We start from the raw sequence: 14,686 nt of genomic DNA on the forward strand, positions 1-14,686 counted from the left end.
GGTGACTACCGTGCCGGTTCAAGTCCGGCCCTCGGCACCATTTTAATAAGCGCCCGTAGCTCAATTGGATAGAGCGTTTGACTACGGATCAAAAGGTTAGGGGTTCGACTCCTCTCGGGCGCGCCATGAACGGGAAGTAGCTCAGCTTGGTAGAGCACTTGGTTTGGGACCAAGGGGTCGCAGGTTCGAATCCTGTCTTCCCGACCAGAAGTATCATGGGGCCTTAGCTCAGCTGGGAGAGCGCCTGCCTTGCACGCAGGAGGTCAGCGGTTCGATCCCGCTAGGCTCCACCATACAATATACGGAGGAATACCCAAGTCCGGCTGAAGGGATCGGTCTTGAAAACCGACAGGGGTGTCAAAGCCCGCGGGGGTTCGAATCCCTCTTCCTCCTCCATTTTATATTTGGGTCCCGTGGTGTAGCGGTTAACATGCCTGCCTGTCACGCAGGAGATCGCGGGTTCGATTCCCGTCGGGACCGCCATTTTAAGAAAACGTGCGGGTGTAGTTTAATGGTAAAACCTCAGCCTTCCAAGCTGATGTCGTGAGTTCGATTCTCATCACCCGCTCCAAATGAAGGGCCTATAGCTCAGCTGGTTAGAGCGCACGCCTGATAAGCGTGAGGTCGGTGGTTCGAGTCCACTTAGGCCCACCATATTCCACAGTAGCTCAGTGGTAGAGCTATCGGCTGTTAACCGATCGGTCGTAGGTTCGAGTCCTACCTGTGGAGCCATACGGCCCGTTGGTCAAGCGGTTAAGACACCGCCCTTTCACGGCGGTAACACGGGTTCGAATCCCGTACGGGTCATCTTAAAAGCAGTTTGCAAATGCAAACTGCTTTTTTTTTAAGTATCTGACATTCCTCTTCAACACGTTTAAGATAATTTACTTCTTGTACTAGACCAAAGGACACACTTAAAATATTTCGATACCCATTAACGATTTTTCAGTTTGATTCATGATAAGGCCGTCCTATTTTGGCGGGCAACCCATTTGATAATAAAGGTCCATATTAAGTTCTACATAGGGCGCTTCCTTTGCAGATGAAGTACCCTTTCTTTATTTACTTTTTTCTTATTTTCCTTACGTATTCTTCCGAGGGCTCTTTTTCATATTTCTTAATACTCATATGCTCTTATTTCCTTAAAACGTATTTATTTTGCAGCGTTGCTTGTACTTAGTTTAAAAGATAAATTTATTATGGTAAACAGAGGAAATTTTATGATTAATTCAGTATATAAAGGCAATTAATCATATATATTACATAACCGTATTAAATTTAAAGTTGTAATATTTTACAAATTCATATACATGGGGGAGTGATAATCATAAATCAGAATAAACATGCGAATCCCGTTATAGGGATCTGTGTATCTAACCTAAAACCAGTGTTCCAAAGACTAGTAGAGAAAAGACTTGAACGATATGCCAATGATATTACGCTTATAAAATTCTATATAGACGACTTGGATTTCAAGAATCGTAAAGTAAAAGGAATTTCCTTGAAGAAAAAAGGGGGGAAAATTTATGAAATGCAAGGGGTATTCCCTCTTCCTAAAGTTATCTATTTGCAATGTCATGTCGAACCTAGGATTATAAGAAAAATTGAGCTGCTTATGGGCTGTAAAGTTTTTAATAGTTTCATATTTGATAAGTGGGAATGTTGGGAAATACTAAGGAAGGATGATGCATTATCCACTTACCTTCCATATACACAAAAGTTGGAACATCAAACAAATCTCCAGCACCTTTTATCTGTCCATAAAGATATTTTTTTAAAACCTGTTGACCACAGGCATGGCCATGGTAGCAGAGGTATTTTTAGGGTTAAATGGAAAGAAGATGATATATTCGAGGTGACCTACCGAGAAAAAGAAGGTGTGGAAAGGAACTCATTCGAATCCTATGAAAAGTTTCAAGATTGGATTTCACCGAAACTTTCTAAAACCTATATCATACAACAAAGTGTTCAAACTATCACTTGGTATCAAAAAGCCACTGATATCCGCCTAAATATGAATAAAAATAGTCAAGGTCAATGGGAAGTCTCTCTTTTGTTACTCCGTGTCGCTTCAAATGACAGCCATATAACCCAAAAAGTTTTAACAGCTCAACCCATAAAAAATTTAACTAAAATGTTCCCTGGTAATAAAAATATAGATAAAGTTAGGATTGAAGAAACCCTTGTTAATATTGGTTTTAAGATTTGTCATAGCTTAGAAAAATCCGGTCATCATATGGCAGATCTAGGCATTGATTTAGGAATAGATGAAAACGGATATGTATGGATTTTTGAAGTGAATTCCCTTCCTCATCCATTAAAAGGTGTTCTTGATCATTCACTAACTAGACCCATTGAATACTCGGCTTATCTTGCTTCGGAATAGAAATGCGGTTAGTATCAAGAGCGTCAAACCTATTTTAGAGGAATGTCGCTCTTTTATTTTTGTCTTATTAGAATAAAATTACATACATGGCCAAATAATATGAAAATATTAATTCATTCGCCCTTACATAAACTTGTTCGCATCATATAATTATATAAATTAGAAAAAGGAGTGATAGTATGGGTAATGGACCATGTCCGTGTAAATTTCGATTAGGTATTGAAGGTCAAGATGCTCCAGCAACAGTTACAGTCACAGACCCTAGTGGAAACGAAACTACTTTTATTGGGACGATAAACTTTTCAGCGGAACAATGTTTTACCGGTGGACCAAATTGTAATCCTGCAGTAAATAATTTTGAAATCAATTTTGATGCTAATAATGGGGATACCATTAATTTCACACAGGGAAGACGTGGAACGATAGCTTGTTTCGATAACACTATAGCTACATTAATGGATGGAACAGCGCAGGCCACTGGAAATGTACTCGATGGCGACTTTATTGTTGATTTCTCGTATACAATTGATACAGCAACAGATATAGCTACCATCGTTATTATGACAGTAGGTGAAGACGGTACTGTATTTCAAACAGTTTTTGATGCTCCTATTTCCCCTCAAACATTTATTGGGGACTGTGACGAAACTGTTGGACCACAATAAGAAATTAAAATGAAGTGTTTTTAGTATTTGCAGGGAAAATATCTAATTAGGAGTATCTCTTTTCTGTTTTTTAACATATATATAATATACATGTTAAACTATCATATTGAAATTTATAGGTAGTAATAATGCAAAATGAGAAACATAAAATATAATTAGAGACTATGAGCCTGGTCTCTCTTCGAGAAAAACCAATCCACCTACTATGGATTGGTTTTTCTCTTTTTTTATCAACCACCATAAAATCTCATTTCAATAATTTCTAAGCATATAATTCAATAATGAAATCTTTAAAGGTTTCATAAACTTTGAGGAGGTGTAATTATGAAAACAAGGGGTATTTTAAATGCATTAATTGGTGTCTGGTTTACTAGTGCACCTTGGATTATCGGTTTTGGAGATCAATCAGGAGCTTTGTCCTTAAGTACATTTTTTGGACTCATTCAGATTATCGTATCATTGTGGGGATCTGACAAACCTGGTTGGAATTCTTGGCAAAACTGGGTTTCAGTGATTACTGGCGTCTGGTTTGTAGTTTTCCCATTTATTTATTCATTAACAAATGGAGAGGTTTGGTCAAGCGTAACCCTTGGTTTAATTACAATTATACTTAGCTTATGGAACTTAGGAACTAATTCAGACTCAAAGCTATAGGTTAAACATAAAATGAATAGCATTCCATAGTTTAAGCATACTATTTAAGATAATGAGGAGCATTTCCAATCTAGAATCTCATTAATTTATAGAAAAACTCCCTATTTACATTGGGAGTTTTTCTAATTATATACTGTATATTATATAGAGTTTTAGTTGACATGAAACACATCATAAAAAGTAACACAAGCCTTTGGAACAAGCCAAAGGCTTGTACTTTTAAGCTCAAAGGATATCTAATTTGACTAATAGAGCAACTAAAAGCTGAATAAGAATTTGAATATTAGCTGCGATGTCAGTGTCTGTAGTTGTCACCTTAACGTTTCTTGAGTTTTTAACAATTGTACGTTGCTTATTAATTTGTTTAATAGAGGATTTTTGGAAAAGTTCTTGCGCTACCTTATCAGCTTCTGTACTACTTCCTAAAGAAATAGTTAAAATAACCACAATAGCTGCTTGTAAAGCTGCTTGAATTGACAATCCTACTTTTGTATCTGTCGTATTAATTTCTACATTTTCTGAATCATAGATTAGGATATCTTCTTTAGAAAACTGAAGAGTTCCAGCTTTTTGAGCTGCTAATTGATTGACATCACCAAAAATTGGATGATATGAAGATTCTAAAGCACACCACTTATCATGTTTATAATGGTGCTTATGATGATGCTTGTGTTTGCCCTTATGTTTACTCATTTACTCACCATTCCTTCAAATTTTTTATATACATAAAAATCACAAAGAGCTTGTACCAAAAATACCAAATGAAAATGTTCTATTTTAAAGTAGGGAATACCTAATAATAGGATATGCAGGCGATAAAAGGATGTGAAGGTTAATGATAATGGACAATAGCACATTTTAAATAGAATAATGATTTTTTATTTTCAAGCTTTTATACTATATATTTTCAGTTAACATAATGTCGCTCTCCTGAAAAGATTATAAAATAGGAGTCTTACGGTAGGGCTCAGCTAAAGTTCTTTTGGATAATGTAAAGAAGGCCCTAATATCGTTTATTTATAATTGAAAAAGCCATTAAAAATCAATAAGGTGATCTATATGTACTAAAAAAAGCTTTAAAGGTCTTTCAAACCAAAAAGATCCTCGGGGTAAAATCAAAGACTAAGTTACTAAACTCCAAAAATCAGGGGCCAAAATCTGATCATTAATAAAAGAAAGCTTGTTCAAATGTATAAACAAGCCTTCCTATCTATAAACTTAATAAAACTAATAATTTGAATGACCATTTTTTCTACAGTTACAATTATGATTTTGGTGATGATTATTTTTATTATCCTTGCAGCTACAGTGGTTATGATGATTATGTCTACCACAAGAGCAACCATCAAAATTATTGTTGTGGTTACAGCGACGACGTCTACAACCACAGAAACTACAGAAGAAAATATTGTTCCAACAACACATATATATCCCTCCTTTTACTCTAGATAAAATATTTTATTTCTCGAGGGTTTTTTGGCTTGTACTATTGTCACCTATATAAAAAGGCTTCCGAATGAAACGTCCAGAAGCTTTTTACTATTTTTATTTATACTATCTTTTTAAAAACCTTACTAATTCAAAAAGCTCTCTACTGACTAAGAGAGCTTTTCTCTTGATATTAGGTTAAAGCTCGTCCAAAAAAATTAGTGACAGTTACCACTACGCAATCTACGAATGCTAATAACTTCTAAACTAGTAGTATTTCTATTACCTGAGTTATCCTCCCAGATTAAAAAACCATTTTCTACACGAATAAAAATGCCGTTTCCATCAAGTTGTCTTCCCGCAGAAAATACCTGAATTCGATCCCCTCTTCGAAAATTATCTAAACGGTTACGAGAAGTACGACGATTACTGGTACGACGGTTACCTGTACGACCTCTTGGCATAAAATCACCTCCAAACACGTTTAATACATATTATGAAGAAAATGAAATTTGGTATAAGTCAAACGTTTAATCGCATGAATTTTTTTACATAATACAAAATTTGTTATGCCAGTCTATACTATTTCTACCATTTAACATATCAATATCCTCAAAATTTTATGATATGAACAATAAAAGACTCCTGCTCTTGACCACAATCAGGGGTCTTTTAAATTAGTAAGGGATACATTCAAAAATAACGGATATTTACTTATATAATAAAGTAATGGATTATCTGGCTATATCTTATGTATTTATAATGTTTTAGAAATTTCCTTATCATAAAACAAGTTAAAATGATTTGTTCTATGTAAAAAGCCTTCCAGTTGAAAGGCTTTTTTATTGAATTAGCAGAAACCTCCGTAGCCGCCACCAAGACAACTACATCCGATAATGACAAGAAGAATAAATAGTACAATTAATAAAGCAAAACCAGAACCAAATCCACCACAACTAGACATATAGACACTCCTTTTCTGGATAATTAACTAACAGAAAAAGCTTCAATATATACATAAGTTATGGCATTATATGTACAAACAACTGGTATCGATTGGATTTAGATCTAAAATAGGCTATTTAGTTCATAAAAAAGAGTTAAAAACTTATAATATCAGGCAAACTACTTAAGACGCTGTGAAGTATTCTTGTGGGAATCCTCACTGTGTTTGTTTTTAAGTTGACAACCTTCATTGCAGAAAAGCCACTTATATACGCCAGTGGCTTTTCTGTTTTTAAGTTATATATCATATACAGAGCTCTTTTACATAAAACATATTTTCACAAGTAAAAAAAGTCATGTTCTCACTTAAAGAACATGACTAGGAAAGAGAGTAACCTGCAGGTATACCATATATAATATGTAGTTTAAGAGTGGCTTGTACTAAATAAATACCCCATTTTTTATATTAACAAATATTATGATTTCTGGATCAAAAGATCATGTTAATAAAACTTTGAAAACAATGTTTAAAAAAGCAATGAGAAAACTAATAATAAAAAATTTGCCTATACGTTTGTTTTAAAAAAGCCTTTATAAGGCTTTTTTATTTATTTCGTAGTTCCCGAAAACAGTAACTACGAAAAACGCTGTATCCCTTGATATATAAAGCTTTCTTATATCTTTTTTATATTTTAAAAATAGCCACAAAGGCTAAAATGCCGCTTTAAGGCGGCCAAAAGATCACTGTTAAAACTACTGTTCCTCTTATGTGCTTATTGAGGAACACTTAATTTTTATAATGATATTATTATTTACCAAATAAACGAGCAAAAAAGCTTTTATGGTGTTCTTCTTCCTTTTCTTTTGTAGCTGCAATTTCTAATAGCTGTTCCTGATTGTGTTTTTGTGATTTGCGTATGTAGTCCATCATTTCTTTATCTCTATTATTAATTTGATTACTTATTCTTTCTGCCAAACGTTCTTCTAATTCTTTTAATTGTTTGTTCATCTGTTCTTGTTCTGTCTGTCTTTTCTCTTCAGATGTTTTCAAAGCTTCTTTATAATGATCTAGCATTTCTAATAATTTATTATTAATGGACTGTTGCTGTTCAAACTGTTCTTTCATTGTATTTAATACAATTTCTGTTGTGTGATTATTATGTTCTTGTTGAACAGTTAGCTCACGGTTATTTCCTTCATTTTTTAAGTGTTCTTCTTGTGTGATTGATGAGGAACGGTTCCTATCAAACCCTTTTACAACAGTCGTTGCAGCTATTTCTAATGGAAGTTTTTTCTCTTGAATAGCGTATTTTAAGTTTGACAATAAAGTTTGATCAGTAACAGAATAGTAACGCTTTTTTCTGTTATCTTTTACAAACTCATAACCATGCTTTTCTAATTCAATACACCATTTTCTAATATTACTGGAAGTTGTATTTAATCGTTTGGCCATTTCTTCAGCATTTATTGTATCTTGCTTTATATCCATAATTGGCCTCCGTTCCTAATATGTTATCTTTATGCTTTCTATGTGATACAATTTTATCTAAACAAATTCGAGAGGCCTTGGTTATCTCCTTTTATTTAGTAGAAATTTAATGTATAAAAAATAGATATTTTATGCATTAAATTTTAGTTTGGCCATCAGAGGAATGTTGTTAAATCAATAATGTATAAAACCCTGCATAAATCAGAAAATGTTAAAGTAAACAACTCCTTGAACACCAAGGGGTTGTTTTTGGCATGTGTACCGGAAAGAGACATTATGGTGCGACAAGAAGTCGATTTCTTACAGTGTAGCTAACGCTACTCATCTAGACGTAGAGATGATCTCCATCCAAAACGGCATTCTTGGTAACGAGTTTGTCGGTTGCATGAGGAAATGCGGAAACAGAGGACAAATGCATGGTCCAGAATACTGCTAGGAGAAGATAGGTATGGTAAACGAAAGTGAAGGTTTGTAAGCTTCGTTACTCTTAGCTCAAGATAATGCATAGATTGACTTGGGTCTTGGTAAGAGGAAAAGTAGAATCATAATGCTACTCTGATGCGTCCCGCATCTTACCCGGAGTAAAGAACCTACCTCCCCCTATCGTATCTGTAGAATGTGGAACTTGGTAAGCCCTATGTCATCTGCATAAGCAGTAGGATGACTGCAAAGTCAAACGATGTGGCAGAGGGTATGGGATATGAGAAAAAGCGAAAGCCGTTACCCTGAAAAGGGACAGGAAAGCAGAAGCATTGTATAACTGGACGGATACTGTCATCTTTATAGACAATGACAGGCTCGAAAGAGCGCCTACTTCTCATGGGTCTTCAACACGAAAATAAATTTGTGGCTATCTTCTAACGAAAAGGAGCGTGCTGTTATGAATACCTCTCTACGAGCGTCGGCGCACGTCTCGCATAAAGGTTGGTACTCTATTGATTGGAATACTGTACAAAAGTATGTAACGAAGTTACGACAAAGAATTTATCGTGCCGAACAACAGAATCAATAAAGAAGAGTAAGAAAACTTCAACGTTTACTCCTTAGGAGTAAAGCAAATCTATTACTCTCTATTCGCAGAGTGACGCAACAAAATACCGGAAAGCGAACACCTGGTGTAGACGGCTATACGGTCTTAAAACCAAATGAACGTATCACACTATATCAACAACTGTTAAGATATAATGTCTTTCAGCATCGCCCAAAGCCAGCGAAACGAACGTTTATCGCTAAGAAAAATGGGAAGCTAAGACCTCTCGGTATTCCGACGATACTAGATCGAGTGTATCAAAACGTAGTAAAGAACGCACTGGAACCGCAATGGGAAGCTAGATTCGAATCCACTTCCTACGGTTTTCGTCCTAAACGAAGCATACATGATGCTATAAGTAACCTCTTTAACAAGCTGAACACAAATAGTAAGAAAAAGTGGGTATTTGAAGGAGACTTCTTAGGATGTTTCGACCATCTTAATCATAATTGGATAGTAGAACAAACATCTTCATTCTCAGGGAATACTATTATTAAAAGATGGCTCAAAATGGGATACATAGAGCAGGATATGCTCCATAAAACAACAGAGGGAACTCCTCAGGGAAGTATTGTGTCCCCTCTTCTGGCCAATATTGCGTTATGTGGGATGGAAGAAGAGATTGGTATCTTCTATAGAAAGACACACAAATCAAATGGAAGATATAAAATCGATCCCAAATGTAAAATAGGACGTATTCTTTACGCAGATGACTTCGTCATCGTAACGGAAACGAAGGAACAAGCTGAAAGTATGTATCAGAAACTCAATCCTTACTTACAAAAGCGAGGAATTAAATTGAGTGAAGATAAAACCAGAGTTACACATATCGAGAGTGGGTTTGATTTCCTTGGTTTTTCACTCCGACAATACAAAACGGAACAAGGTAATAAGTTATTAATCAAACCCAGTAAAGACAGTATCAGAAAAGCAAAAAGCAAGATAAAAGATACGTTCGCAGTGATGCGAGGGCGACCAGTAAAAGAACTAATACGTGTTTTAAACCCAATTATTCGTGGTTACGGACAGTATTGGAAACATGTCGTTTCTAAAAAGACGTTTGGCTATATAGACAACTACGTCTTCTTGAAAATAAGGAAACACCTTAGACAATTGCATCCAAGGAAGTCTTGGAAGTGGATTAATAAGCGCTATTTTAAGAAACCCCACCATGGCGGAAATAATAAATGGATTCTCACATGTCCACTTACTAATGTTCAATTGTTGAAGATGTCTTGGATTAAAATAGAACGACATGTCATGGTAGCCTACAAGAACAGCCCAGATGATCCGAATCTAAAAGATTATTGGGAAAAGCGAGACCGTAAGGTCTTTAATAGCGAAAATACTTTAGATAGGATGAAACTCGCAAGGAAACAAGGATATCGTTGTGCATTATGTCAGCAGACTCTACAAAATGGAGAGAAAGTTACAGTGCGAAACCTAGAGGTTTCTACAGGTAAATTGGCTAAATTAGTACATGTACCATGTATTAAATAAGTTGTTCGGATAAAAAGAAGGCTTGAGCCGTATGACGGGAAATCTGTCACGTGCGGTTCTTAGGGGGGCGGGCGTTCGTGAGAGTGCCTGCCTACCCGACTTAACTAACCTTGTATACGATATACAGCCTAAAAACAGAAAAACTTCCCCAATGCGTTAAGGAAGTTTTCTGTGTAAAATTCGAATAAGAAAGTCCGTAGATGCCTCACGGCGTCTTGTGTAGTTTGCTCAGAAAGTAAAATTTTATTCCCAATAGGCAAGTTACCTAAAGGAAAATAAAGGAATATGATGTAGTTCGAATAATTTTCGTCTCACACCTAGAATCCCTTTAACTTTATTTTTCACCTTCATAATTTACAGAGTCAAAAAAAGAAAAAACAATCTGTATTAGAAGACAGATTGTTTTTTCTTTTTTAAGAGAGATGGCTTATCGAAGTGGCATTCCTAGAGCCTTCTCTAATAATATTTAAAACCTTTCCAGATAATGAATTCCAATAAAATTCATTATATTAGCTGAACATATATATGACATATATCTAAAAAAAAAGAGAAACTCCCAGGCGGTAGGGAGTTTCTCTTTTTTTTAACAACTGCAAATCCGTTAGGGAGGGTAACTGATTTACTGGGATTCAATGGGATGGTTCATTCATTCTATGTAAAGTAATCTAAAGGGTTTATATATATCTACAAAAATCCTATTATTTCTACCAATGCAGAGTATAGGCGAGCATTTTTACTTTTTATACATATCTTAAAAGTATTAAGCATGTAGGGGGTGGAAATATGGGCTTTGGAGGTTACGGTGGCTGTGGTTATGGCGGCGGTTACGGCTATGGTGGAGGAGGCTTTGGTGGCGGCTTTGCTTTAATCGTTGTACTATTCATTTTATTAATTATTATTGGCGCTTCTTGTTTTGGAGGAGGCTTTGGTGGTGGTTGCTAATAATTAAAGGTCGTTTTTATTTTAATTATTATTTAGCCTTATTTCCTATTTTAAAAAGTTAGCTTCATGCTAGCTTTTTTATTTATCTTTACTGTTTATACATAGAAATTGCCGATAAAATCCATTATGTTAACTAACTTTGTATATCATATACAGCCCAAAAGTAGAAAACCCTACTGCTCCTGAACAATAGGGTTTTCTGCTTTTATTTGCTTTTATACGGAGCGATGATTCACATCATCTTAAGTAGTTTGCTCGAGATGCCTAATTTTATTCGTTAATATAAAAAATAGGGTATTTATTTAGTACAAGCTATTATCAATTTACATATTATATAGGGTATACCTGCAGGTTACTCTCTTTCCTAGTCATGTTCTTTAAGTGAGAACATGGCCTTTTTTCACTTCCAAAAATATGTTTTATGGTAAATAAATTTTAAAGATTCCATTATTAAATTATATGTTGGAATGTTTTTTCTTTAGAAAAATTAGGCTTATAATTCTTGTTTTCTTATACAAACACCCTGTCAAGGCATTCTTCTATTGCATAAACTATGAGTTTAGAAACAGAAAAGAGAGGGGGGAGAATTAAGGTTGAGTCTTTTTTTGTCTAATTGGGAGATACAATCTATTAATTTATGGCTATCAGAAATTAATCATTATAAGAATGGCAGTAAAAGTCAAAGGGCTAACGCAGCTAAAGAAATGTTACAGTTGAAATACAAAAAGATTGGTAATGGTTGGCAACGCATTGTCTGTGATCTTAATAATGGGTATGTATTAAAGGTAGCCCTTACTGAGAAGGGGATTCAATGTAATGAGATAGAATTTTATAAGGGTAATATCATTGGCATATTGTTCGAGTCTTTTCTCTACTAGTCTTTGGAACACTGGTTTCAGGTTAGATACACAGATCCCTATAACGGGATTCGCATGTTTATTCTGATTTATGATTATCACTCCCCTATGTATATGAATTTGTAAAATATTACAACTTTAAATTTAATACGGTTATGTAATATATATGATTAATTGCCTTTATATACTGAATTAATCATAAAATTTCCTCTGTTTACTATAATAAATTTATCTTTTAAACTAAGTACAAGCAACGCTGCAAAATAAATACGTTTTAAGGAAATAAGAGCATATGAGTATTAAGAAATATGAAAAAGAGCCCTCGGAAGAATACGTAAGGAAAATAAGAAAAAAGTAAATAAAGAAAGGGTACTTCATCTGCAAAGGAAGCGCCCTATGTAGAACTTAATATGGACCTTTATTATCAAATGGGTTGCCCGCCAAAATAGGACGGCCTTATCATGAATCAAACTGAAAAATCGTTAATGGGTATCGAAATATTTTAAGTGTGTTCTTTGGTTTAGTACAAGAAGTAAATCCTCTTAAAAGTGTTGAAGAGGAATGTCAGATACTTTTAAAAAAACTTTTTTGGAACAACTTACACCATTTGAACAAGATGTTTTTTCTCTTGCACTTGATGGGCATTCCGTTATAGAAATGCAAGATATTTTGTTCAGAGAAGAGAGCACAATTAAGAATTAGAGACGCAGCTTTCTACAAAAATTAAACGTTTCTTCGATGAAAGAAGTGACCGATTTTAACCAAAAACTACTTGGAATTCTTCTCAAAACTTTACGAATTATCGTGAAGAAATATTTTGAAAGCTTGTTAAAGCTTTATAAAAGTTGAGAGGGGGTTAAGTAAACAGTAGGTCAACATAGGTGTACAGCATATCAACAACCATATCGACAGTGGTTCAACAGTAGGTGTTTTTAATCCTCTTTAGGTCAACAGCAGGTCGACAGACTGGAAGTTTTCATGGGGTCACTTTTTTCGAGATGAAAACGTTGTTTTGCTAGGCTTTGCCTAGCCCCCATACCTATGGTGGGGGCAAAAACCCCTTATGCTCTTCTCTACTCTTACTGGAAATTTTGCAATTTGATAGAAAAGGAATGATTTTATGGATATCTTTTTGCGAAATATTGATCCGGTTGCTATACAAAAGGTTGATGAACTAGCGAAAGAAAATGGGATGTCCCGTCAAAAATTTTTGAAAGAACAATTCGAAGTATTAGCTTTTTTTGATGATCAAGTAGCAAGAGAAAAAAAGATTAGAAGCTATCATTGATCAGAACATTGGATTAATGAAGGAATGTGCGATAACAATTGAAAAGGTGAACAACATTCTATATGAACTGATGGGAGATGTGGAGGAGTGATGGATGGAAACACAACGGCGTATGATTACACTAGATAAAGAAACCAATTAATACATCCAAGAAAGATTATATGGCTGAACATAAACTTCGTTTCCCAGGAGAAGCGATTATCGATATCTGTAAAAAGTATCGAGAAGAAAAAAAGAATGGCCGTTAGATACCATTATGGAAGCTGTTAGTGGGAATCTTCATGATGTATTAAAAAGTGCACTTAAAAAGATTCGATTAGGAACATATAGTGCAGATAAACACACACAAATTCTTATCGAATTGATGAATGGATTGTATTTCCACCATGGCTATGAGGGGATCATGATGACGGAGCTTCTAGAACTAGAAGCAACTAAACTTGCCAAAAAAGTTGTAGGGGAACGTATTGTGAATCAACGCCAAAAACGGCTGAATAAGGAATACCCTAAAAGCTAAAATAGCCTTTAAGCCTACTTTTCCTCTTAGTAAACGAGATGAATATAGTTTGATATGTAGTTATTGTAGGACAGAAGGATTAGAAGAAAGCTGCTCCTTTTGTGGGGCTAGTTTAAATATAAAAAGCAAACTAAAAGAATTTGTGGTGTTAGAGGACGTTGAGAACCCTTTTAATGAACTTTCATGCTTTCATACGTATGATTTGTTAGTTTTGCTGCGTTTGGTACGCAAAGAACGGACAAAGGCGTATGATCTAATGCTAACGCTCAAAAAGGCTGGTAAGAGTCCTTAAATTGACCAAGAAATGGTAAACTTTTCAGCGGTTCAATGTTTTACCGGTGGACCAATGTGTAATCCGGCTGTTAATAACTTCAACGTCAATTTTGGAGATAGTGGGGAATGCCATTAATTTCACACAGGGAAGACGTGGAACGATAGCTTGTGTTGATAACACGATAGCTACATTAGTGGATGGAACAGCACAGGCCATCGGAAATCTACTCGATGGCGACTTTACTGTTGATTTCCCGTATACAATTAATCCAATAACAGATGAAGCTACCATCGTTATTATGGCAACAGGTGAGTACAGTACTGTATTTCAAACAACTTTTACTGCTCCTATTTCCCCTCAAACATTTATTGGGGGCTGTGACACGAAACTGTTGGACCATAATGAGAAATTAAAAAGGAATATTTTTAATACTTTGAGAGAATATATCCAATTAGAGGTATCTCTTTATTGTATTTGAAATCATAAAAGCACCTTTATCAAAATCAAAATAAAAACTCACTATACTTCTACCAATATAGTGAATTTTTGTTTTTAATACATGGAATTATTTATCTTGATTAGGCCCTAGGAGTTTTTCCTTTTTAGACTGTATATCATATACAAAGTTAGTTACGCTGGATAAGCGAGGGGCATAACTGCCCCTGACTCCTCTAGGAAGCGTGCAGGTGCCTCTCAAGACACATCGGCTCA

General features: G+C 35.1%; 9 protein-coding genes, 9 tRNA genes and 3 pseudogenes. 17 read left to right on the forward strand and 4 right to left on the reverse strand.

The window, feature by feature from the left end; translation table 11 throughout:
• Positions 1-49 precede the first annotated feature (49 nt).
• From MMB68_RS25630 to MMB68_RS25685, 12 genes are all read left to right on the forward strand, one after another.
• A tRNA-Arg gene (locus tag MMB68_RS25630) sits at positions 50-126 on the forward strand.
• 4 nt (positions 127-130) lie between these two features.
• A tRNA-Pro gene (locus MMB68_RS25635) sits at positions 131-207 on the forward strand.
• Between the two features lie 10 nt (positions 208-217).
• Positions 218-293, forward strand: a tRNA-Ala gene (locus tag MMB68_RS25640).
• Positions 294-303: 10 nt separating this feature from the next.
• Positions 304-396 (forward strand) — tRNA-Ser (locus MMB68_RS25645).
• Between the two features lie 11 nt (positions 397-407).
• Positions 408-483: transfer RNA gene (locus tag MMB68_RS25650), tRNA-Asp, on the forward strand.
• A gap of 14 nt (positions 484-497) precedes the next feature.
• Positions 498-571: transfer RNA gene (locus MMB68_RS25655), tRNA-Gly, on the forward strand.
• A 6-nt stretch (positions 572-577) separates the two neighbouring features.
• A tRNA-Ile gene (locus MMB68_RS25660) sits at positions 578-654 on the forward strand.
• 3 nt (positions 655-657) lie between these two features.
• Positions 658-732, forward strand: a tRNA-Asn gene (locus MMB68_RS25665).
• Between the two features lie 3 nt (positions 733-735).
• Positions 736-807 (forward strand) — tRNA-Glu (locus tag MMB68_RS25670).
• A gap of 694 nt (positions 808-1,501) precedes the next feature.
• Positions 1,502-2,386, forward strand: coding sequence for a YheC/YheD family protein (locus MMB68_RS25675; RefSeq protein ID WP_277549546.1), 885 nt, complete (start codon positions 1,502-1,504; stop codon positions 2,384-2,386).
• Between the two features lie 179 nt (positions 2,387-2,565).
• Positions 2,566-3,051, forward strand: a complete 486-nt coding sequence (locus tag MMB68_RS25680) for a hypothetical protein (protein ID WP_277549547.1) — start codon at positions 2,566-2,568, stop codon at positions 3,049-3,051.
• Between the two features lie 324 nt (positions 3,052-3,375).
• On the forward strand, positions 3,376-3,705 hold the full coding sequence (locus MMB68_RS25685; RefSeq protein WP_277549548.1) for an SPW repeat domain-containing protein: 330 nt from the start codon (positions 3,376-3,378) through the stop codon (positions 3,703-3,705).
• A gap of 225 nt (positions 3,706-3,930) precedes the next feature.
• On the opposite strand, the gene MMB68_RS25690 is transcribed toward MMB68_RS25685, so the two are convergent.
• The 4 genes from MMB68_RS25690 to MMB68_RS25705 form a co-directional block, all read right to left on the reverse strand.
• On the reverse strand, positions 3,931-4,398 hold the full coding sequence (locus MMB68_RS25690; RefSeq protein WP_277549549.1) for a spore coat protein: 468 nt from the start codon (positions 4,396-4,398) through the stop codon (positions 3,931-3,933).
• Positions 4,399-5,351: 953 nt separating this feature from the next.
• On the reverse strand, positions 5,352-5,597 hold the full coding sequence (locus tag MMB68_RS25695; protein WP_269872048.1) for a hypothetical protein: 246 nt from the start codon (positions 5,595-5,597) through the stop codon (positions 5,352-5,354).
• Between the two features lie 386 nt (positions 5,598-5,983).
• Positions 5,984-6,097 carry a YjcZ family sporulation protein gene (locus MMB68_RS25700; RefSeq protein ID WP_277549550.1) on the reverse strand — a complete coding sequence of 38 codons (114 nt, stop codon included), beginning with the start codon at positions 6,095-6,097 and terminating at the stop codon, positions 5,984-5,986.
• Between the two features lie 789 nt (positions 6,098-6,886).
• Entirely contained in the window at positions 6,887-7,567 is a 681-nt protein-coding gene (locus tag MMB68_RS25705) for a hypothetical protein (RefSeq protein WP_277549551.1), read from the reverse strand.
• Positions 7,568-8,447: 880 nt separating this feature from the next.
• Here MMB68_RS25705 and ltrA point away from each other — a divergent pair.
• From ltrA to MMB68_RS25730, 5 genes and pseudogenes are all read left to right on the forward strand, one after another.
• Positions 8,448-10,097 (forward strand): annotated as a pseudogene (gene ltrA / locus MMB68_RS25710) (group II intron reverse transcriptase/maturase).
• Between the two features lie 837 nt (positions 10,098-10,934).
• Positions 10,935-11,039: pseudogene (locus MMB68_RS25715) on the forward strand (YjcZ family sporulation protein); the annotation flags it as partial.
• Between the two features lie 1,977 nt (positions 11,040-13,016).
• The gene (locus MMB68_RS27600; protein WP_481861952.1) at positions 13,017-13,184 is read left to right on the forward strand and encodes a hypothetical protein; all 168 of its coding nucleotides are present in this window, start codon (positions 13,017-13,019) and stop codon (positions 13,182-13,184) included.
• Positions 13,185-13,278: 94 nt separating this feature from the next.
• Positions 13,279-13,701 (forward strand): annotated as a pseudogene (locus MMB68_RS25725) (hypothetical protein).
• A 392-nt stretch (positions 13,702-14,093) separates the two neighbouring features.
• A complete protein-coding gene (locus MMB68_RS25730; protein WP_277549552.1) occupies positions 14,094-14,453 on the forward strand; it encodes a hypothetical protein in 360 nt (119 codons plus the stop codon).
• Positions 14,454-14,686: the final 233 nt, after the last annotated feature.

The organism is Priestia sp. Y58, from assembly GCF_029522095.1.
Lineage (GTDB): Bacteria > Bacillota > Bacilli > Bacillales > Bacillaceae_H > Priestia > Priestia megaterium_E.